Annotated in this window: 20 protein-coding genes; 14 read left to right on the forward strand and 6 right to left on the reverse strand. The window is 51.4% G+C overall.

The features are described from left to right. The first annotated feature begins 40 nt into the window (after positions 1-40). From ybeD to lipA, 3 genes are read left to right on the forward strand one after another with little or no spacing between them, the layout of a single operon-like run. Positions 41-304: a DUF493 family protein YbeD gene (gene ybeD, locus EZV72_RS10055; RefSeq protein WP_137167125.1), complete on the forward strand. Its 264-nt coding sequence runs from the start codon at positions 41-43 to the stop codon at positions 302-304. After that, positions 305-958 carry a lipoyl(octanoyl) transferase LipB gene (lipB, locus tag EZV72_RS10060; protein WP_137167126.1) on the forward strand — a complete coding sequence of 218 codons (654 nt, stop codon included), beginning with the start codon at positions 305-307 and terminating at the stop codon, positions 956-958. Further along, positions 951-1,913: a lipoyl synthase gene (gene lipA / locus EZV72_RS10065; protein ID WP_137167127.1), complete on the forward strand. Its 963-nt coding sequence runs from the start codon at positions 951-953 to the stop codon at positions 1,911-1,913. The genes lipB and lipA overlap by 8 nt, the downstream gene beginning before the upstream one ends. 85 nt (positions 1,914-1,998) lie before the next feature. Here the strand turns inward: lipA and EZV72_RS10070 are convergent, their stop codons facing one another. Next, positions 1,999-2,634 carry a response regulator transcription factor gene (locus EZV72_RS10070; RefSeq protein WP_137167128.1) on the reverse strand — a complete coding sequence of 212 codons (636 nt, stop codon included), beginning with the start codon at positions 2,632-2,634 and terminating at the stop codon, positions 1,999-2,001. Positions 2,635-2,807: 173 nt separating this feature from the next. Here EZV72_RS10070 and cmoA point away from each other — a divergent pair, with 173 nt between their 5' ends. The 9 genes from cmoA to EZV72_RS10115 all read left to right on the forward strand — a co-directional run bounded on the left by cmoA (position 2,808) and on the right by EZV72_RS10115 (position 12,751). After that, positions 2,808-3,554: a carboxy-S-adenosyl-L-methionine synthase CmoA gene (gene cmoA, locus EZV72_RS10075; RefSeq protein ID WP_137167129.1), complete on the forward strand. Its 747-nt coding sequence runs from the start codon at positions 2,808-2,810 to the stop codon at positions 3,552-3,554. Then, positions 3,547-4,530, forward strand: coding sequence for a tRNA 5-methoxyuridine(34)/uridine 5-oxyacetic acid(34) synthase CmoB (gene cmoB / locus EZV72_RS10080; RefSeq protein WP_137167130.1), 984 nt, complete (start codon positions 3,547-3,549; stop codon positions 4,528-4,530). The genes cmoA and cmoB overlap by 8 nt, the downstream gene beginning before the upstream one ends. Before the next feature lie 96 nt (positions 4,531-4,626). Next, positions 4,627-5,514 (forward strand): P-loop NTPase fold protein, encoded by an 888-nt coding sequence (locus tag EZV72_RS10085; protein ID WP_137167131.1) that lies wholly within the window; start codon positions 4,627-4,629, stop codon positions 5,512-5,514. After that, positions 5,511-6,335 carry an HAD-IIB family hydrolase gene (locus tag EZV72_RS10090; RefSeq protein ID WP_137167132.1) on the forward strand — a complete coding sequence of 275 codons (825 nt, stop codon included), beginning with the start codon at positions 5,511-5,513 and terminating at the stop codon, positions 6,333-6,335. The genes EZV72_RS10085 and EZV72_RS10090 overlap by 4 nt, the downstream gene beginning before the upstream one ends. An 8-nt stretch (positions 6,336-6,343) precedes the next feature. Further along, positions 6,344-7,567: a glycosyltransferase family protein gene (locus tag EZV72_RS10095; protein ID WP_137167133.1), complete on the forward strand. Its 1,224-nt coding sequence runs from the start codon at positions 6,344-6,346 to the stop codon at positions 7,565-7,567. A 3-nt stretch (positions 7,568-7,570) separates the two neighbouring features. Then, positions 7,571-9,331, forward strand: coding sequence for an alpha-amylase family glycosyl hydrolase (locus EZV72_RS10100; protein WP_137167134.1), 1,761 nt, complete (start codon positions 7,571-7,573; stop codon positions 9,329-9,331). 128 nt (positions 9,332-9,459) lie between these two features. Then, entirely contained in the window at positions 9,460-10,695 is a 1,236-nt protein-coding gene (gene moeA, locus EZV72_RS10105; RefSeq protein ID WP_137167135.1) for a molybdopterin molybdotransferase MoeA, read from the forward strand. A 3-nt stretch (positions 10,696-10,698) separates the two neighbouring features. After that, the gene (locus EZV72_RS10110) at positions 10,699-12,084 is read left to right on the forward strand and encodes an MATE family efflux transporter (RefSeq protein ID WP_137167136.1); all 1,386 of its coding nucleotides are present in this window, start codon (positions 10,699-10,701) and stop codon (positions 12,082-12,084) included. 55 nt (positions 12,085-12,139) lie between these two features. After that, positions 12,140-12,751 carry a MarC family protein gene (locus tag EZV72_RS10115; RefSeq protein WP_137167137.1) on the forward strand — a complete coding sequence of 204 codons (612 nt, stop codon included), beginning with the start codon at positions 12,140-12,142 and terminating at the stop codon, positions 12,749-12,751. Here the strand turns inward: EZV72_RS10115 and EZV72_RS10120 are convergent. The 5 genes from EZV72_RS10120 to EZV72_RS10140 form a co-directional block, all read right to left on the reverse strand. After that, the gene (locus EZV72_RS10120; RefSeq protein ID WP_137167138.1) at positions 12,736-13,401 is read right to left on the reverse strand and encodes a rhomboid family intramembrane serine protease; all 666 of its coding nucleotides are present in this window, start codon (positions 13,399-13,401) and stop codon (positions 12,736-12,738) included. The two genes, EZV72_RS10115 and EZV72_RS10120, sit on opposite strands and share 16 nt — an antisense overlap. Before the next feature lie 120 nt (positions 13,402-13,521). Beyond that, positions 13,522-14,124: a nucleotidyltransferase family protein gene (locus tag EZV72_RS10125; RefSeq protein ID WP_137167139.1), complete on the reverse strand. Its 603-nt coding sequence runs from the start codon at positions 14,122-14,124 to the stop codon at positions 13,522-13,524. Further along, the gene (locus EZV72_RS10130; protein WP_137167140.1) at positions 14,103-15,086 is read right to left on the reverse strand and encodes an XdhC family protein; all 984 of its coding nucleotides are present in this window, start codon (positions 15,084-15,086) and stop codon (positions 14,103-14,105) included. The genes EZV72_RS10125 and EZV72_RS10130 overlap by 22 nt, the downstream gene beginning before the upstream one ends. 143 nt (positions 15,087-15,229) lie before the next feature. Further along, positions 15,230-16,414: a vWA domain-containing protein gene (locus EZV72_RS10135; RefSeq protein WP_137167141.1), complete on the reverse strand. Its 1,185-nt coding sequence runs from the start codon at positions 16,412-16,414 to the stop codon at positions 15,230-15,232. Continuing rightward, positions 16,414-17,250 carry an AAA family ATPase gene (locus EZV72_RS10140; RefSeq protein ID WP_137167142.1) on the reverse strand — a complete coding sequence of 279 codons (837 nt, stop codon included), beginning with the start codon at positions 17,248-17,250 and terminating at the stop codon, positions 16,414-16,416. The genes EZV72_RS10135 and EZV72_RS10140 overlap by 1 nt, the downstream gene beginning before the upstream one ends. A 207-nt stretch (positions 17,251-17,457) precedes the next feature. On the opposite strand from EZV72_RS10140, the gene cysK reads away from it, so the two are divergent. Together cysK and EZV72_RS10150 are read left to right on the forward strand one after the other, a co-directional pair. Next, a complete protein-coding gene (gene cysK / locus EZV72_RS10145; protein WP_137167143.1) occupies positions 17,458-18,423 on the forward strand; it encodes a cysteine synthase A in 966 nt (321 codons plus the stop codon). 158 nt (positions 18,424-18,581) lie between these two features. Next, the gene (locus EZV72_RS10150; RefSeq protein WP_137167144.1) at positions 18,582-19,043 is read left to right on the forward strand and encodes a hypothetical protein; all 462 of its coding nucleotides are present in this window, start codon (positions 18,582-18,584) and stop codon (positions 19,041-19,043) included. Positions 19,044-19,057 lie beyond the last annotated feature (14 nt).

Here is a 19,057-nt window from a genome sequence, read left to right on the forward strand (position 1 = left end):
TTACAATCTGGCCGTTTTTATTTGTACTAAAGGATATCGCATGGATACCCGTTTTGATGAATTGCTGGACTTCCCGACATTTCAGACATTTAAAGTCATGGGCGTAGCTGATGAGGCGCTCCCCGAACAGGTTATTGCCTGTTTGCAGGAGCACGCCCCCGGTGACTATACCCCTACTGTTAAGCCCAGTAGCAAAGGTAACTATCATTCTGTGTCTGTCAGCGTTAAGGTAACCAGCAAGGAACATATGGAAACCATCTATACCGAACTGGCCAAGATTGAATTGGTGAGAGTAGTATTATAAGTGGATAATCAGGCCCCCATTATTATCAGGCAGCTGGGGCGCATGCCCTACACGCCGGTATGGCAGAAAATGCAGTCCTTTACCGATACCCGGGATCAGGATGCAACAGATGAAATCTGGCTGGTTGAACATGATGCTGTTTTTACCCAGGGCCAGGCGGGTAAGGCAGAACATATACTGATGCCCGGAGATATTCCGGTGGTCAATGTAGACCGGGGGGGCCAGGTTACTTACCATGGACCAGGCCAGCAGGTCATTTATCTGCTGTTGGACATCAAGCGCCGTAAACTGGGCGTTCGTCATCTGGTCACCGCTATGGAAAATGCGGTCATTGCGCTGCTGGCACAAAGCAACATCAGCGCCTACGCCAAACAGGATGCACCGGGCGTTTATGTGGATGAACAGAAAGTCTGCTCGCTGGGGCTTCGTATTCGCCGCGGCTGCTCGTTCCATGGTCTGGCCCTGAACGTGGCGATGGACCTGTCCCCGTTTGACAGGATTAATCCATGTGGTTATGCGGGCATGCAAATGGTCGATACACAGCGGCTTGGCGGTCCGGACAATCTTGAAGTTGCCGGCCCTGCCCTCATAAAGACATTACTGAATGAATTAGCCATTCATCACACACATTACAAAGAAGGTTTTGATGAGTAACGCACGTCCTCAAGCCGGAGTGAAGCTCCGCGACGATGAAAAAGTCAAACATATTCCCGTTACAGTAATTCCCACTGAAAAAGAAGAAATGCTGCGCAAGCCTGAATGGATAAAGATCAAGCTGCCACGCACAACGGACAAAATCGATCATATTAAAAAGACGCTGCGCAAGAATAACCTGCACTCCGTCTGCGAAGAAGCCAGTTGTCCGAATCTGGCAGAATGCTTTAACCACGGTACGGCCACGTTCATGATTCTGGGTGATATTTGCACCCGTCGTTGCCCGTTCTGTGATGTGGGTCATGGTAAGCCACTGCCTCCGTCAGCCGAAGAACCGCTGAAACTGGCTACCACCATTGCTGAGATGAATCTTAAGTACGTGGTAATCACCTCGGTGGACCGCGATGACCTGCGCGATGGCGGTGCTCAGCATTTTGTTGACTGCATTAATGCTATTCGCGAACATAGTCCGCAAACAACCATTGAAGTCTTAGTGCCTGATTTTCGTGGCCGGATGGACCGTGCTCTGGAGATTTTTAAAAATGGAGTACCGGATGTCTTCAACCACAATCTGGAAACCATCCCACGTCTGTACCGGGAATGTCGCCCGGGCGCGAACTACCAGTGGTCTCTGGATCTGCTGAAAAAGTTCAAGGAACAACATCCTGAAATCCCGACCAAATCAGGTCTGATGATGGGTATGGGTGAAGAAAACGAAGAAATTCAGACAGTACTTCAGGACCTGCGTGTTCACAATGTAGACATGCTGACGCTGGGTCAGTATCTGCAACCTAGCCGCCACCATTATCCGGTGAAGCGTTATGTGCATCCGACTGAATTTGATGAGCTGGGCGACTTTGCCCGTAGCATTGGCTTTACCCAGGCTGCGTGTGGTCCTATGGTTCGTTCAAGCTATCATGCTGACCAGCAGGCTGCTGGTAAAGAAGTAAAATAATCGGTAGCCATGACAAATAAAACATGAACAATAAAAAAGGCCAGCACTGACAAAGTGCTGGGCTTTTTTGTATCAGTGCAACCGGTTAGTCCAGCTGCAATTTATCCATCAACAACACAGCCTGCGTACGAGTGTTAATTTCCAGTTTACGCAAAATGGCACTGATATGCGCCTTGATAGTAGCTTCGGTAACATTCATTTCATGCGCAATCTGCTTGTTCATCAAGCCTGCGCGTAAGAATGATAATACCTGAATTTGCTTGGGTGTCAGCTCTCTGAAACGTTGCAATAAGGTCGCCAGCTCTTCATTCACGGCCTCCAATTCAGCCTGCATGGATTCAGGTACCCAGGTTTCGCCCTGAGTAATTTTCATAATCGCATCGGCCATCTCTTTGGTCGGCGACGATTTAGGAATAAAACCCTGTGCGCCCAGGCTCATGACCTGTGCCACGACTTCTACCCCTTCGCTGGCAGATACTACTGCAATAGGCAGATCCGGGTACGCTTCCCGAATAGTGATAAGCCCATTGAAATATTCTGCACCAGGCATGGTTAAATCCAGCAGCACCAGATTGATAGCACGCTGACTGTTCAGCGTTGTCATCGCAGACTCAAGTGAGTCTGCTTCTAAAATTTCTGCATCTTTAAAATAAGGTGCCAGAGCACCGCGCAGTGCCTCACGAAACAACGGATGATCGTCGGCTACCAGTATCTGCGTCATACTAATCTCAAAACCTTTTTATTGTTTGCGTACAGTAATACTTTAGACTAAGAAGGGAAAGTGAAAAAGATCAAAACACCAAATTAAACAGCAAGATTTCCGTATCAGTAATTGGAAAATACTGTCAACAAGGTAGAATTGCCGCCATCCCTGATTAGTAAAGGCAAGCCAACGTGCACAAACCAGACAATATCTTCGCCAACCCCATGGAGTCGGTGGAAGATTTCAAATTTGACGAAGCCGTCGCTGATGTATTCCCGGATATGATTCAACGCTCAGTGCCGGGATACCAGACTATTGTACACACCATCGGTGAACTTGCCAGCCGTTATGTTAAAACCGCCACCCGGGTTTATGATTTAGGTTGTTCATTAGGCGCTGCCAGCCTGTCGGTGGCACGTGGCACCGCCAACACGCCCTGCGACATTATAGCTGTTGATGCTTCACAAGCTATGACCGAGGGCTGCGAACGCCGGATTAAGTCATTTTCTTTACCCAATCCGATTACCGTACAGTGTGATCTTGCCCAGAATACGAATATCACTAATGCATCAATGGTGGTGATGAATTTTACGCTCCAGTTTATTCAGCCAGAGTTACGGCTTGATTTGCTAAAACAAATCTATGCGGGTCTGAATCCTGGCGGAATTCTGGTGCTGTCTGAAAAGATCAGCCATGAAACCCTGCAGGGCAATGAATTGCTGATTGATTTACACCATCAGTTTAAACGCGATAACGGTTACAGTGAGCTGGAAGTGTCCCAGAAACGTGCGGCGCTGGAAAACGTCATGCTGACCGATTCGTTTTCCCAGCATGATCAGCGCCTGCGCGAGGCGGGTTTCAGCGATGTTGTAATGTGGTACAAATGCTATAACTTCATGTCTCTGGTCGCCATTAAAGGAGACGCTACAGATGCATAAACTGGTTGAACAATGGACAGCTGATGCTTACCGCGAGCTGCTTGACTCTCCGTTACGTCACTGGCTTGAAACGCTGCCGGCGCAGATGCAACAGTGGTCTTCCACCGGCCAGCATGGCGAATTTAATAAATGGTGCCGTCTGCTGGAGAAACTACCGGTAACCCATCCGTCACAATGCGAGCTTGGCAGTGAAGTTCGCATTGGTAGTGCGGCAGACATTGATACCTATACCCACAAACAGATAGACGGTTTGCTGCGTCAGTTTATGCCCTGGCGCAAAGGTCCTTTTCATGTACACGGCATTCATATAGATACCGAGTGGCGTTCAGACTGGAAGTGGGAACGGGTCGCCGGGCACATCAGCGATCTGAACAACCGTCAGGTACTGGACGTGGGCTGTGGCAGTGGTTACCACCTGTGGCGGATGCATGGCGCAGGCGCTAAGGCCGTGTACGGTATCGACCCCACTCAGCTGTTTTATATTCAGTTTCAGGCTATCAAGCATTTTGTTGGTCAGGCGCCGGTTCATTTCCTGCCGCTGGGTATTGAACAGATGCAGCCGCTTGAAGCCTTTGATACGGTATTTTCAATGGGCGTATTGTACCACCGCAAAGATCCAATCCAGTTCCTGGAACAATTGAAAATGCAATTGCGTCGTGGTGGTGAACTGATACTTGAAACCCTGGTGGTGGAAGGCGATGAACATACTGCCCTGATGCCGGTTGACCGGTATGCCCAGATGCGTAACGTGTGGTTTTTACCCAGCGTTGACGCGCTGACACTGTGGCTAAGCCGGCTGGGATTTGTGGATATCAGACTGGCTGACATTAATGATACTACGCTGGACGAACAGCGGGCAACGGACTGGATGCAGGGTCAGTCACTGCAAGATTTTCTGGACCCTGAAGATCTTTCACTGACAGTGGAAGGCTATCCGGCCCCCAAACGGGCAGTACTGGTTGCCACGCGCAAGTAAGACCACATAACACTTGCCAGAGCCGGGACTTGGCATAATAGTTGTAACCTGTCTTTCACCGATAATGTGCGAATACGCACCAGGACAGGTAGTGATATGGAGCTTGAGCGATTTTTAGCGGACCACCAGTTACCCGAAGGCTATGGACACATTGCACAAAAATGGTTCATTCCGCTTGCCGAAGAAATTCTCACGCACAAAGAAAGTGCATCGACACCTTTCTTTGTTGGCGTTAACGGCTGTCAGGGGTCGGGCAAATCGACCCTCTGTGACTTTTTAAAGTTTTATCTGGAAGCACAGAACCACCAGGTGGTGGTACTGTCGCTGGATGATTTTTACCTTAGCCAACCTGCCCGTGTCACTCTGGCTGAGCAGGTTCATCCCCTGCTGGCTACCCGGGGTGTGCCAGGCACTCACGATACTGACCTGGCCCAACAGGTTATCGCTTCACTGCAACAGGGACAGAGCGTGGCCCTGCCGCGTTTTAATAAAGCAACGGACAATCCTTATCCAACTGAACAATGGCCTGTGATCAATAACCGGACCGATATCGTTCTAATGGAAGGTTGGTGCTGGGGAGTACCACCGCAAGACAGCGCAGCGCTTGCTGAACCGGTGAATTCACTTGAGCAAAACGAAGATTCGGATGGCCGGTGGCGACATTATGTTAACGACCAGCTTGCCGCTGCCTATCAGCCCTTATTTGATGCCATGCAATACTGGGTCATGCTCAAAGGACCTTCTTTTGATCATGTGTACCAGTGGCGCTGTGAACAGGAACACAAACTGATTGCCCGGTTGGTTCGCGAAGGCGTACCGGATGCCCGTCAGCAAGGTATGACCGATGCGCAAATCAGTCGATTTATCCAACACTATCAGCGCCTGACCGAGCATGGTTTTGCGCAATTGCCCCAGCACTGTCACACGGTATTTGAACTTGATGGTGATCGCCAGATCACCGGTGTACAAAAAGGGAACGTATGAATCAGCCACAGATGATGGTGTTTACTGATATGGATGGGACGCTGCTTGACCACCATACCTATAGTTTTGACGCGGCCAAACCCACACTGGCGGCCCTTCATCAGCGGCATGTACCGGTGATCCCCACCACCAGCAAAACCTTTGCAGAAATGCTGGTATTGCGGGAGCAAATCGGGCTGACTGGCGCATTTATCGTCGAAAACGGCGCGGCAGCCTACATTCCGCATGGCTTTTTTGACCAGAAACCAGCCGGCACGGTGTGGCAGGACGGTTTCTGGTGCAAATCGTTTATTTCCGGCAAAAACTACTGGCTTAAATTGCTGGAAAAGATTAAACCAGAATTTGCCGGTGAATTTGCTCATTTTTCGCAAATGTCGGTGACCGACATTATGGATGCCACCGGTCTGGACGAGCCATCCGCCAAACTGGCTGCACAGCGTCAGTTTGGTGAGCCGGTACTGTGGCAGTCATCCGAAGAACGCAAACAGGCTTTTATGCAGGATGTGATAAACCGGGGCGGTTATCCGCTGGAAGGCGGACGGTTTATTCATATCTCCGGCGACTGTAATAAAGGCGCGGCCCTGCAGTGGCTAACTGAAGAATATCAGCGCCAGACCGGCACTCCCTGTCAGTCCGTGGCGCTGGGCGACGGTAAAAACGATATTGCCATGCTGGAAGCGGCGGATATTGCCGTACGAATTGCCTCGCCCAGCCATGCTCCCCCCGAATTACAAAAAGAAGAACAGGTTTACACCAGTACCCAACTCGGCCCAGAAGGCTGGAATGAAATATTAACAAAATTGCTTTCATTGCATGATTAGGAGGACACATGGCCGATTTTTACCAAAATGGTGTGGTCACAACTTTACATAACCTGGCAAACCGCCCGACCGAAGAATTAGAAGCAGAGCTTTTACGATTTTCTCAAAAGCGCCCGATGGCGCTGATACTGCCTTCTTTGTATTCGGAGCTGGAAGGCGAAGCCCTGCCCCATATTCTTGATGAGCTGACCAACGTACCCTACCTGTCAGAAATTGTGATTGGGCTGGACAGATCCACCAAGGAACAGTACCAGCATGCGCTGAAGTTTTTCGGCCGCCTGCCCCAGCACCACCGGGTTCTGTGGAACGATGGCCCGCGTCTTAAAGCCATTGATGAGGAACTGACCGAGCTGGGTCTGGCCCCGAAAGAATTGGGCAAAGGCCGGAATGTCTGGTACTGCATGGGCTATATTCTGGCCTCAAACCGCGCTGAGTCTGTTGCTCTGCACGACTGCGATATTCTGACCTATAACCGTGATCTGCTGGCCCGCCTGATTTATCCGGTAGCCAACCCAATGTTCAACTATGAATTCTGTAAGGGTTACTACGCCCGGGTAGCTGACGGCAAAATCAACGGCAGGGTGTCTCGCTTACTGGTTACGCCATTGCTGCGGGCGCTTAAACGCACTCTGGGCGACAACGAATACCTGGAATTTATGGACAGCTTCCGGTATCCGCTGGCCGGTGAATTTTCATTTCGCCGGGACGTGCTTAACGACATTCGCATTCCCAGCGACTGGGGACTGGAAATTGGCGTCTTGTCAGAGATGCACCGCAATTACTCTCACAACCGGCTGTGTCAGGCAGATATTGCCGAAACCTATGATCATAAACATCAGGATCTTTCACTGAATAATGATCAGGGCGGCCTGTCAAAGATGTCGATTGATATCACCAAAGCGGTGTTTCGTAAACTGGCCACTCAGGGCACCACATTCAGCACCGAAATGTTTCGCTCAATCAAAGCCACGTATTATCGTATTGCGCTGGACTTTGTTGAAACCTATCACAACGATGCATTAATGAATGGCCTGACCCTGGACATTCACCGCGAGGAAAAAGCAGTAGAAATGTTCGCCAGTAACATCATGAAAGCAGGACAAAGCTTTCTGGATAATCCCATGGAGACGCCTTTTATTCCGAGCTGGAACCGGGTAACCAGCGCTGTACCGGATATTTTAGACAGACTGCTTGAAGCAGTAGAAGCCGACACCTCAGAACTACTGGGATAATTAATGACGACAACGCGCAACCATTTACACGACAAAGTGCTGCATCATCTGCACAGCATCTATGCCGATGTTGAGCTGGATATGTCAGCCGAATCACTGGCAACCGACCTTATCAATGCCATTGGGTTAACTGATGACAGCGAAATGGTTGCCCCTCAGGCCCATTGCAATTACTGGAACGAAGAAGATATTGTCATGATCACCTATGGTGACAGTATCACTGATGGGCATGAGCGTCCCCTGTTCACCCTCAATCGTTTTTTGCAGACCTACTGTAAAAATACGGTCAACAAAGTCCATATTCTGCCGTTTTTTCCGTATAGCTCAGATGACGGTTTTTCCGTTATCGACTATTCCAGCGTCAACGAGTCGCTGGGTGACTGGGAAGATATTACCCGTCTGGCAGAAGATTACGGCCTGATGTTTGACTTGGTGGTTAACCACTGTTCATCACGCAGCGCCTGGTTTGAAAATTTCATTCGTGGCGAAGGCCCCGGCAGTGATTTCTTTTTCACTGCCAGCCCGGATGATGATTTGTCGATGGTAACCCGGCCCCGGGTGTCCCCGCTGCTACGGGAAACCCAGACTGAAAACGGCACCAAATATGTGTGGTGCACATTTAGTCATGACCAGGTCGACTTTGATTTTCGCAACCCCAAAGTCTTACGGGCCTTTATCGAAATCATCCGGCTGTACATTGATAACGGTGCGCGCATTTTCCGGCTTGATGCGGTCGCCTTTTTATGGAAAATTGTGGGCACCAGTTGCATCAACCTGGACCAGACCCACGAAGTGATTCGGCTGATGCGCACCCTGATTGAGCATGTCGATCCGAATATCATTATCATTACCGAAACCAATATTCCGAACCGGGAAAATCTGACCTATTTTGGTAATGCCAATGAAGCCCACGCGGTATATAACTTTTCACTGCCGCCACTGCTGGTTAATACCCTGGTAACCGGTGACTGTCGTTACCTGAAAAGCTGGATGATGAGTATGCCTCCGGCGCAAAACGGTACCACTTACTTCAACTTTATTGCTTCTCATGATGGCATTGGGCTGCGTCCGGCAGAAGGCTTGCTGGACGATGAGGAAATATCCACGCTGGTGCATACCATGCAGGGATTTGGCGGTAAGGTTTCCTGGCGGGCCTCCGCGCATGGCCAGCAAAAGCCTTATGAGATTAATATTGCTTTATTTGATGCCCTGCAGGGTACTACGGCAGGCCCTGATCGCTATCAGGTTGACCGTTTTATCTGTGCGCATACCATTATGCTGGGCATGGAGGGAATTCCGGGTATTTATGTGCACAGTTTACTGGGCACATCCAATGACTATGAAAAGGTGGCCAACACCGGGCAAAACCGTGCCATAAACCGACACCGCTGGGACTTTAGTGAACTGGCCGCGCAGCTGGACAGCCCACACTCCCAGCATCATAAAGTGCTCACCCGGTTGTCTCAGCTAATCCGGATCCGAAAAGCTCAGCCTGCTTTTCATCCTAACGCCACCCAGTTCACCCTACAACTGGGCAATCAGTTATTTGGTTACTGGCGCCAGAGCCTGGACAGACGGCAAAGCCTATTCTGTATTTCCAATATCAGTGACCAGGAGCAGTCTATTTTGCTTTCCGATATTAACCTTATTGGCACTGATACCTGGATTGACCTTATCACCCGGGATGAAATTCACAATACCAATGAGTTTTTAACTCTCAAGCCGTACCAAACGGTCTGGATCAGTAATCAGGATCCGGTCTAATCTGCCGCGCCGGTCATTCTGACCGGCGCTTTTATTCTCTTTCACTGTTTCCTTTCGATTTTGACTGGTCGCCACCGCTGCTTTGCGCGATAATTCGCTTTTTGATTTTATGAATCAAGGAGTTCGACATGTCCTCAACAGGCTGGCTGACATTAGCGCAGGCTTTACAACAACTTATTCAGGCAGCCACGCCGGTGACCCAGACCGAGCAGGTCAGACTGACCGACTGTCTGGGCCGCATTTGTGCGCAGGACATTGTCGCCCCGGTTAGCGTGCCGCCGCAGGATGTGTCTGCCATGGACGGGTACGCGATTGGCCTGCCGGTAAGCGCCGGCCAGTCTTATCAGGTTACCCATACTATTCTGGCTGGCAGTGATGTCAGCGGCCTGTCGCTGGCAGCCGGTGAAGCCGCCCGGATTATGACCGGAGCCAGTATTCTCGCCGGCGCCAGTGCTGTCGTGATGCAGGAAAACACTGAACGCGATGGTGATACGGTGGTGATCACACAAGCTGCACGCGAACATGAAAATATCCGCGCTGCCGGTAACGACATTACTGCCGGACAAACCGTGATCTCCGCCGGCACCCGTCTGAGCGCCAGCCACCTGATGTTACTGGCCTCTCTGGGCATGGCTGATTGTACTGTGTTGCGTCAGCTGAAAGTGGGACTGATAGCCACCGGAGATGAAATTATGCCGGCCGGAACACCCTTGCAGCCCGGACAAATTTATAATTCCAATACCGTAGGTGTGCAGGCGCTATTGGCGCCGCTTAATGTAGATGTACACGATTTTGGTATTGCCCGGGATGATAAACAGAGCCTGACCAACACCCTGCTTGAGGCCAGCAGCCAGGTGGATGTGTTAATCAGTACCGGAGGCGTATCGGTCGGCGAGGCTGACTTTGTTAAGCAGGTCCTTGATGAACACGGTGAAGTCGGCTTTTGGAAGGTCGCCATAAAACCGGGTAAACCGTTTGCTTTTGGTCAGCTTGGCCAGTGCCTGTTTTGTGGCGTGCCGGGTAACCCGGTTTCTGCATTTGTTACCACCCAACAGCTTGTGATGCCGTTAATTGAGTCGATGCAGGGGCTCAGTGCTGCGACCCGGCCACTGACCATAAAAGCAGCGCTCAACGGCCAGTTGAAACGCCGTGCCGGACGCCAGGAGTTTTTACGCGCCAGACTCTGGCAGGCCGACAACGGCGACTGGCAGGTCACGTTACTGGCAAAACAAAGCTCGGGGGTCATGACCACTGTGACTCAGGCCAATGCCTATATTATTGCCGATGAAACCTGCACGGCACTGAACGACGGTGACACCGTCACGGTGCAGCCTTTTCACACCCGTGATCACTGGAGCTGTTAATTCGTGGTGGTTGTCTCAAAACGTTTTGCCCTTGAAAGTAAACGACTGGTTCAGCTGACCTGGCCTCTGCTGATTGCGCAGTTAACCCAGATGCTGATGGGCGTAGTCGATACCGTTATGGCTGGCCATTACAATGCGGTCGACATGGCTGCTGTGGCACTGGGCTTTAGTGTCACCATTCCGCTGATGTGCTTTATTCAGGGCCTGGCTCTGGCCCTGCCACCGATTATTTCCCGTTATCAGGGCGGCGGTGAGGTTAGTCAGGTTGCTTATGCAGCTCAGCAGGCCGGTTACCTGCTGTTTTTTACCGGCATTGCGATAGTGGCCCTGTACCCGGCCCTGCCGGCCCTGCTGGCCTTTTTCCCGATGGAAGCCGGCCTGTATGACATTACGCTGGAATATGTGCAGTATGTGCTGTTGTCCATGCCGGCATTTGCGTTATACCAGTGGCTGAGAAACTATTGTGAAGGCCTGGGCAATACTAAGCCAACGATGATCATTACCGTTATCGGGCTGTTATTTAACATTGTCGCCAATTACTGCTTTATATATGGCGCCGGGCCACTACCCGAGTTTGGTGGCGCTGGCTGTGGTATTGCCACCGCAATTGTAATCACCGCCATGTTTATCAGTACGCTGATTTATACCTGGTGTTCCAGACGCCTGGCCAAATACCATTTGCTGGGGCAATGGCACAAACCGTCTTTGCGCATGATGATCCGTACGCTTAAGCTCGGCTTTCCGGTTGCCATGACACTGCTATTTGAGGTCACGCTGTTTGCTGTGGTTGCGCTGCTTCTGGCCCCTTTCGGGGCCACCACGGTAGCGGCGCATCAGGTGGCACTTAACTTTTCCTCATTAATGTTTATGTTTCCGCTGAGCATGGGTATGGCAGTGTCGATTCGGGTGGGTTACCGGGTCGGGCAGAACAATATGCGTCAGGCCGCCACGGCGGTGAAAAGCGCCATGGTCATTGGTCTTGGGGTAGCCGTGCTGACCGCCAGTTGTACGCTGCTTGCCAGAGGCCTGATTATCGGGCTGTATACCACCGATACCGCAGTCACCGATGTTGCCAGTGCTCTGTTGATTTATGCCGCGCTGTTTCAGTTTTCTGATGCCATTCAGGTTATTTCAGCTAACACCCTGCGCGGCTACAAAGACACCACCGCGATGTTTATCATCAGCTTTTTTTCCTACTGGCTGATAGGTCTGCCAACCGGAGTCATTCTGGGCCGTACCAACTGGCTGACTGATGCGCCAATGGAAGCGGCCGGATTCTGGATTGGTTTTATTGTAGGATTAAGCAGCGCAGCTGTTATGCTGGGCGCCAGGGTTCTGGTATTACAACGGCGTTTTGCAGCCCACCCGCCCGGTCAGGCAACGGCCTGATCAGGTCAGGCAACGGCCTGATCAGGTCAGGGCTGCATGTTAAGGGAGTAAATTGATGACCATAGATGTAGCCCAAACCTTTATCTATTTTTTTGCGGTTATCGATCCCATCGGTACCTTACCGGTATTTCTGGCCGCCGCGGCCGGGCATACCGACGGCGAGCGCCGGCGCATCGCCCTGATTGCGTTTCTGGTCTCTACCGCCATTCTGTTGTTTTTTATTGTGGCCGGTGAACTCATTTTAAATGCCATGCATATTCCCCTACCGGCGTTTCAGATTGCCGGCGGCATTGTACTGTTTTTGTTTGCCCTGACGATGATCTTTGGTGAAAGCAAACCTCAGATGGAGGTCAAGCTGGCCAGAAGCCTGAAAGACACGGCGATATATCCGGTTGCCCTGCCCTCCATTGCCAGTCCCGGCGCTATGCTGGCTGCTGTGCTGTTAACCCGTAATCAGGTATACAGTTTGTGGGAACAGGCGCAAACCGCGCTGGTCATGCTGGTCGTGCTGCTCATCACCTTGCTGGTCATGCTGGGCGCTAACTTTATTATCCGAATACTGGGTCGTGGGGGGGCGGATATTATCAGCCGGGTAATGGGCCTGATCCTGGCAGCCCTGGCCACTGCCAATACGCTGGCAGGAATTACCGATTATTTTTCACTGTGATCATCGGACGTACGCCACAAATCACCGATAACCGGATCTTCTTCATCGGTGTCCTCCCATGCGTAGCGCTTGACGAGCGGTTTGGGGTCCTGACGACCAAACAATAAAGCGGCCAGCAACCCGCCGAGGCCACCAAAAAAGTGGGCCTCGTAAGAAATCCCCGGTTCAGTGGGAAAGATAGTCAGTATCATGGTGCCATACATGAAAAAGGCGATCATCATCAGCCCGACAGACCGGGTATCCCGACGCATAATGGCCACCACAAATAAATAAAAAAACAAACCATGCGCCACGCCGCTGGCGCCCAGGTGGGTGGAAGCCCGGCCAAACAGCCAGACACCCGCCCCGCTGCACAGCCAGGCCATTAGCAGTACCTTGCCGCGGGTTCGCGGATACCCGTACAACAGCGCACTGCCTAAGACTATTAATGGTAAGGTATTGTTAAACAGGTGCTCGTAGCCGGAATGTACCAGAGGTGCGGTAACAATGCCGTACAACCGGCTGACCTCGCCGGGCACAATGCCCAGCAAGCCCAGCGGTAGTGAAAACAACACGCCGGCAGACTGAATCACCCACAATAGCATCACGGCCAGTGTACTGACTGTTACAGCCTGCTGCATTGAATAATGACCTGTGCCCGGTGTTGTCATGCGGTTTCCTGATAGCCCTCACCCACAGCCATGACTTATACCTGTCAGCAAGTCATCACAGCCTTTGTAAGTGATATGTGGCGGGCCGGGCGTTTTTTCAATCACGCATGCCCGGCGGGTTTAGTCAGCCAGTTTGGGCAGTGTATCTGGCGTATCCAAATCATAGGCTGCCTGAGGGTGACGCACTACCTGACATTTTTCAGGTTCACTGGCCAGAATATCTCGAATCAGCTTGCCGGCGCCTTTGTCGCCAGACAGGGCTTTCAGCTGTGGCCAGTAATGCCTCGGGAAAATTGCCGGCGCGGTGGCGTTACCCTCCCAGCCGCTGGCAATAACCGCATCTGGCGAGCCGGCAGCAGCATAATGCAGTGCCACCATGCTGGCAGTGGTAATTAAGGGTAAGTCTGCCAGCATGATCAACAAATGACTAACGCTGTCATCCTGTTCAAAATGCTCAACAGCACGATGAATACTACTGCTCATGCCATCCTGCCACTGCGCGTTGTAGGTCAGCATAACCTCATGACTGAAAGGCTGACTGACCAAATCGTCGTGATAGGCTCCGCTGACAATAAGCAGCGGGATGGGCGATAGCGGCATACACTGCTGAACCGTGCGCGCTATCAGGGTCTGCCCCCCCGGTAGCTGACACAATAATTTATTACTGCCAAACCGCCGGGCCTGCCCGGCAGCAAGAATGGCTACGCCGAGACTGATTGCCATGAGTGAGAGTTTATCCGGTAAGGTTTATTAAACAGCGCCGCATGAGCCTGCGCCAGCATGGATAATGCAATAGATTCAGGCAGGTCACCACCAATATCAAACCCGGCCGGAGATTGCAGCGCAAGCGGTAGATCCTTGCTACTGAGCCCCGCTTCAGTAAACACCCGTGAAGTGCGGTGATCCGGCCCCAGCAGAGCCAGATAGCCTAACCGTGCAGGCCGGTGCTGGCTTATCGCCTTTAATGCTTCTCCATCCAGGCCAATCTGATGGTGCATGACAATGATAGCATCAGCCTGATCCAGCACTCCATGACCGGCCAGTTCCGATAGCGGTAAATCATGGGTCTGGGCGCAGGCAAAGTCAGCGGCACGGGCGTAGCGGGCCCGCGGATCAGACACCGTGACCTGCCAGCCGATGCGATCAGCCAGCTCTGCCAGCGGAATGGCATCCACCCCGCCACCCAGAATAAGCAGGCTTTTACGTGGGGTAAGCTTATGACTGTACCAGCGCTGCGAATCATCAACCGGCCCCAGCTGACATCGTGCTTCGGGCGAGCCCAGCCAGTGGTGATATTCTACCGCCTGCTGCTGCTTCAGTGCATCGAGTACTGCGGGAAGCTGCAGATAGTGATTGTCGGCAGTCACCGGCTGCAGCAGCAAAGTCACCTCACCGCCACAGCCAATCCCCAGACGCCAGGCGACATCACCTTCATCCTGCATATCGTAGGTTACTGTCCGGCTATTGCCGGTCATCCAGCATTTACGCGCCTGATGGAATAAGTCGCTTTCCAGACAGCCGCCGCTGACCACGCCAAACTGGCCGCCATCTTCGTTAAATAACATCATGGCTCCGGCTTTACGATAAGACGAGCCGCGGGTCTGAGTAATCGTAGCAAGTAACCAGCGTCCATCATCCTTGTGCGCTATCCAGTGTTCCAGAATATGATAAAGATGATGTTTCATCAGCCACCCGTTTTATTTGTTGCAGTATGTCATTCGTTATTACTACGCAGGCACACTGCGCTTAGTTCGCTACAGTGTACCTAACCGGCGTAATACTCTCTACCGGTTACTACAAAGTGACCGGCCCCGATTTCAGGCAACAACTACAAGCCCGGCCGGCTCAGACGGCTGATGGCCTCTGCCAGACCATCCAGGGTCATTGGATACATCCGCTGCTGCATCAGCTCTTCAATGACCGACACCGAATGGTAATAAGGCCAGTACCCCTTAGGCTGAGGGTTGAGCCATACCGCGCTGCCAAAATGATGCAGCAGACGCTGCAACCAGGTGGCCCCGGACTCTTCATTGAAATGCTCCACACTGCCGCCAGGATAGGTGATTTCATACGGACCCATGGTGGCATCACCCACAAATATTACTTTATAGTCCGGCCCGAAGCGATGAATGATATCCCAGACCGGAATGCGTTCACTATCCCGACGGCGGTTATCTTTCCATACTTCTTCATACACACAGTTATGAAAGTAAAAATATTCCAGATGCTTGAATTCACTGTGCACCGCAGAAAATAATTCCTGAATCTGGCGAATGAAGGGATCCATGGACCCGCCCACATCGAAGAACATCAGCACCTTCACTGCATTGTGCCGCTCAGGCGCCATATGAATATCCAGCAAGCCGCCCTTCCGGGCGGTTTGGCTGATAGTCTGATTCACATCCAGTTCCATACTGGCTCCCGTACGGGCAAACTTTCTGAGCTTACGCAGGGCCATCTTGATATTCCGGGTGCCCAGCTCCACATCGCTGGAAAGATTTTTAAACTCGCGTTTATCCCATACCTTGGCCGCTGAGAACTTACGATTTGCATGCTGACCGATACGGACCCCTTCCGGGTTATCCCCGTAAGCGCCAAACGGGGAAGTGCCGCCGGTCCCCACCCACTTGTTGCCGCCCTGATGCCGTTTTTCCTGCTCTTCGAGTCGTTTTTTAAGAGTGTCCATCAGCGCATCCAGACCACCAAGCTTTTCAATCGCCGCGCGTTCCTGATCACTGAGATTTTTTTCAATCTCCCGGCGCAGCCAGTCCTCCGGGATGTCCTTACCAAACAGATCAACGGCCTGAACGCCATCAAAATAGTCGGCAAATGCCCGATCAAACCGGTCGTACTGGGTTTCGTCCTTGACCATCACCGTTCGGGCCAGATAGTAAAAGTCTTCCATGTCGGCATACGCCACATGGTGCTGCATGGCCCGAAGCAAATCCAGCAGTTCCCGCACGGTGGTTTTAACCCGGTATTTACGCAAGGTAAAAAAGAAATCAATCAACATTAGCGGCGCGCCATAAACGCCAGCTTTTCAAACAGGTGTACGTCCTGCTCGTTTTTTAACAGGGCACCGTAAAGCGGAGGAATGGCCGCCTTGCCATCTTTGCTGTGCAGGGTTTCAGGCGGAATATCCTCGGCCACCAGCAATTTAAGCCAGTCTATAAGCTCAGAGGTGGAGGGTTTTTTCTTCAGCCCCGGCACGTCGCGTAATTCAAAAAAGGCATTCAGCGCCTGTTCCAGTAAATCACTTTTTAAACGAGGAAAATGCACATTTACAATATCGCGCATCTGCTCGGGCGTGGGGAACTGGATATAATGGAAAAAACACCGGCGCAGAAACGCATCCGGTAACTCTTTTTCATTGTTGGAGGTAATGATCACCACAGGGCGCTGTGTGGCTTTCACCTGCTGCTGCGTTTCGTAAACAAAAAATTCCATCTTATCCAGCTCAAGCAGCAGATCGTTAGGAAACTCAATGTCCGCTTTATCAATCTCATCAATCAGCAGTACCGGGCGCTTGTCGGCATCAAATGCCTGCCACAATTTGCCACGGATAATGTAATTGCCGATATCATGGACTTTATCGTCGCCTAGCTGAGAGTCGCGCAGACGGGACACCGCATCGTATTCGTACAGCCCCTGCTGAGCTTTGGTGGTCGATTTGATGTGCCACTGAATCAGTTCGGTATCCATACTGCGAGCCAGTTCCTCGGCCAGCAGGGTTTTACCGGTGCCCGGTTCGCCTTTTATCAGTAAGGGTTTTTCCAGCGTGATCGCCGCGTTAACCGCCATTTGCAACTCTTTGCTGGCGATATAGTCATCAGTACCTGTGAATGCCATAGTAACTCCTTATTTTTGTTCTACTAGGCCAGAAAATAATGCTCAATACAAATAACCATATCATATAGCTAAAAATCACTTTAATTTTTAGTCTGCGCCACCAATGATACACATGTATTGTAAAATTCCGTTGTGGGTGTGTCAGTTAGCCAGAATGGTCAAACGCACAGCAGTAAAACGGTATATTCCACGAAATAAGGAAGAGTAATGAAAGTATTTGACGATGCCTCGCTATCTATCGGCCAGACGCCGCTGGTAAAATTAAACCGGGTCACCGGTGGAAATGTGTACGCAAAGATTGAATCACGCAACCCGAGTTTCAGCGTGAAGTGCCGGATTGGTGCCAACATGATCTGGGATGCCGAGAAACGCGGTGTGCTGACAGAAGGTAAAGAGATCGTTGAGCCGACCAGTGGTAATACCGGTATTGCGCTGGCATTTGTTGCCGCTTCCCGTGGTTACAAGCTGACGCTGACCATGCCTAGCAGTATGAGTCTTGAGCGTCGTAAGCTGCTAAAAGCACTGGGTGCCAACCTGGTCCTGACAGAAGCCCCTAAAGGGATGAAAGGCGCTGTTGCGGCTGCGCAGGAGATTGTGGCCTCTGATCCTGAAAAATACGTGCTGCTGCAGCAGTTCGACAACCCGGCTAACCCGGAGATCCACGAAAAAACTACAGGTCCTGAAATCTGGGAAGCCACTGATGGCAAGGTTGATGCGTTTGTTGCGGGTGTAGGTACCGGCGGTACCATCACGGGGGTAAGTCGTTACCTGAAAAATACGCAGGGTAAAGCCATTACCTCTATTGCTGTAGAGCCGACTGACTCGCCGGTGATCACACAGGCCAGAAATGGTGAGGAACTCACACCGGGACCACACAAAATTCAGGGCATTGGCGCGGGTTTTATCCCGGGCAACCTGGATCTGGATATCATTGATGAAGTGGAACAGGTCACCAACGAAGAATGTATGGAAATGACCCACCGCCTGATGAAAGAAGAAGGTATTCTGGCAGGTATTTCCTCTGGCGCCGCTGTGGTAGCTGCCAAGCGTTTTGCCGAACGTCCGGAAAATCAGGATAAGGTAGTGGTTGTACTGCTGGCCAGTGGTACCGAGCGTTACCTGAGTAGCCCGCTGTTTGCCGGTGAATTTGGCGACCAGGAAGAAGTGCAGTAATCTGACTTATCCTACCTGATAAAGTATATGATTAGGGCGGGCTGATACCCCGCCCTTTTTTATACCTGATAATCAATTTTCAGACTTGTGGCAGTCGACGTTGCCAGATACCGGCGATACACTATCACGCCAATACACATTCACTGATAACACAAACTATGTTCACAATTACAAGGATGATGGGTGCACTGTCTGTGCTTTGTGCACTGCTCATGTTAAGTGGTTGCCTGGAAAAAGAAAAAGGCGTGGGTAAATACGGCATGATGGATGAAAACACGCCCGAATATACCGCCCTGCGCTTTGCCCAGAGTATTTATGATGACCCGGACATTACTGTGGCGTTAACCCTGAGCACCGATCGCATGCAACGTATTTTGCAAAACTACCGCACTAATCGCAATGTGCAGCGCCATGTGATGAACTTAAAATACGATTCGGTTGAGATTAAGCCGGACGGCGGAAATAAAATCGGGCGTACACAGTTCTCTGAGAGCTCCACCATTACCCTGTTTTTTACCGGTACCTATAACGACGATAAAATCGAAGATCTGCGTGCACTGGAGCTGGTCCGTGAAGACGGTCAGTGGCGGGTTGACCGGGTGACTTCACAATATATGTAAATAGTCACGGCCAG

Source organism: Salinimonas lutimaris, assembly GCF_005222225.1.
Lineage (GTDB): Bacteria > Pseudomonadota > Gammaproteobacteria > Enterobacterales > Alteromonadaceae > Alteromonas > Alteromonas lutimaris.

What these genes read in the sequence shown, in the direction of transcription:
- ybeD (WP_137167125.1), top strand. Translation starts at nt 41, where the DNA reads ATGGATACCCGTTTTGATGAATTGCTGGACTTCCCGACATTTCAGACA.
- lipA (WP_137167127.1), top strand. Translation starts at nt 951, where the DNA reads ATGAGTAACGCACGTCCTCAAGCCGGAGTGAAGCTCCGCGACGATGAA.
- EZV72_RS10070 (WP_137167128.1), bottom strand. Translation starts at nt 2,634, where the DNA reads ATGACGCAGATACTGGTAGCCGACGATCATCCGTTGTTTCGTGAGGCA.
- cmoB (WP_137167130.1), top strand. Translation starts at nt 3,547, where the DNA reads ATGCATAAACTGGTTGAACAATGGACAGCTGATGCTTACCGCGAGCTG.
- EZV72_RS10085 (WP_137167131.1), top strand. Translation starts at nt 4,627, where the DNA reads ATGGAGCTTGAGCGATTTTTAGCGGACCACCAGTTACCCGAAGGCTAT.
- EZV72_RS10090 (WP_137167132.1), top strand. Translation starts at nt 5,511, where the DNA reads ATGAATCAGCCACAGATGATGGTGTTTACTGATATGGATGGGACGCTG.
- EZV72_RS10095 (WP_137167133.1), top strand. Translation starts at nt 6,344, where the DNA reads ATGGCCGATTTTTACCAAAATGGTGTGGTCACAACTTTACATAACCTG.
- EZV72_RS10100 (WP_137167134.1), top strand. Translation starts at nt 7,571, where the DNA reads ATGACGACAACGCGCAACCATTTACACGACAAAGTGCTGCATCATCTG.
- moeA (WP_137167135.1), top strand. Translation starts at nt 9,460, where the DNA reads ATGTCCTCAACAGGCTGGCTGACATTAGCGCAGGCTTTACAACAACTT.
- EZV72_RS10115 (WP_137167137.1), top strand. Translation starts at nt 12,140, where the DNA reads ATGACCATAGATGTAGCCCAAACCTTTATCTATTTTTTTGCGGTTATC.
- EZV72_RS10120 (WP_137167138.1), bottom strand. Translation starts at nt 13,401, where the DNA reads ATGACAACACCGGGCACAGGTCATTATTCAATGCAGCAGGCTGTAACA.
- EZV72_RS10125 (WP_137167139.1), bottom strand. Translation starts at nt 14,124, where the DNA reads ATGGCAATCAGTCTCGGCGTAGCCATTCTTGCTGCCGGGCAGGCCCGG.
- EZV72_RS10130 (WP_137167140.1), bottom strand. Translation starts at nt 15,086, where the DNA reads ATGAAACATCATCTTTATCATATTCTGGAACACTGGATAGCGCACAAG.
- EZV72_RS10135 (WP_137167141.1), bottom strand. Translation starts at nt 16,414, where the DNA reads ATGTTGATTGATTTCTTTTTTACCTTGCGTAAATACCGGGTTAAAACC.
- EZV72_RS10140 (WP_137167142.1), bottom strand. Translation starts at nt 17,250, where the DNA reads ATGGCATTCACAGGTACTGATGACTATATCGCCAGCAAAGAGTTGCAA.
- cysK (WP_137167143.1), top strand. Translation starts at nt 17,458, where the DNA reads ATGAAAGTATTTGACGATGCCTCGCTATCTATCGGCCAGACGCCGCTG.
- EZV72_RS10150 (WP_137167144.1), top strand. Translation starts at nt 18,582, where the DNA reads ATGTTCACAATTACAAGGATGATGGGTGCACTGTCTGTGCTTTGTGCA.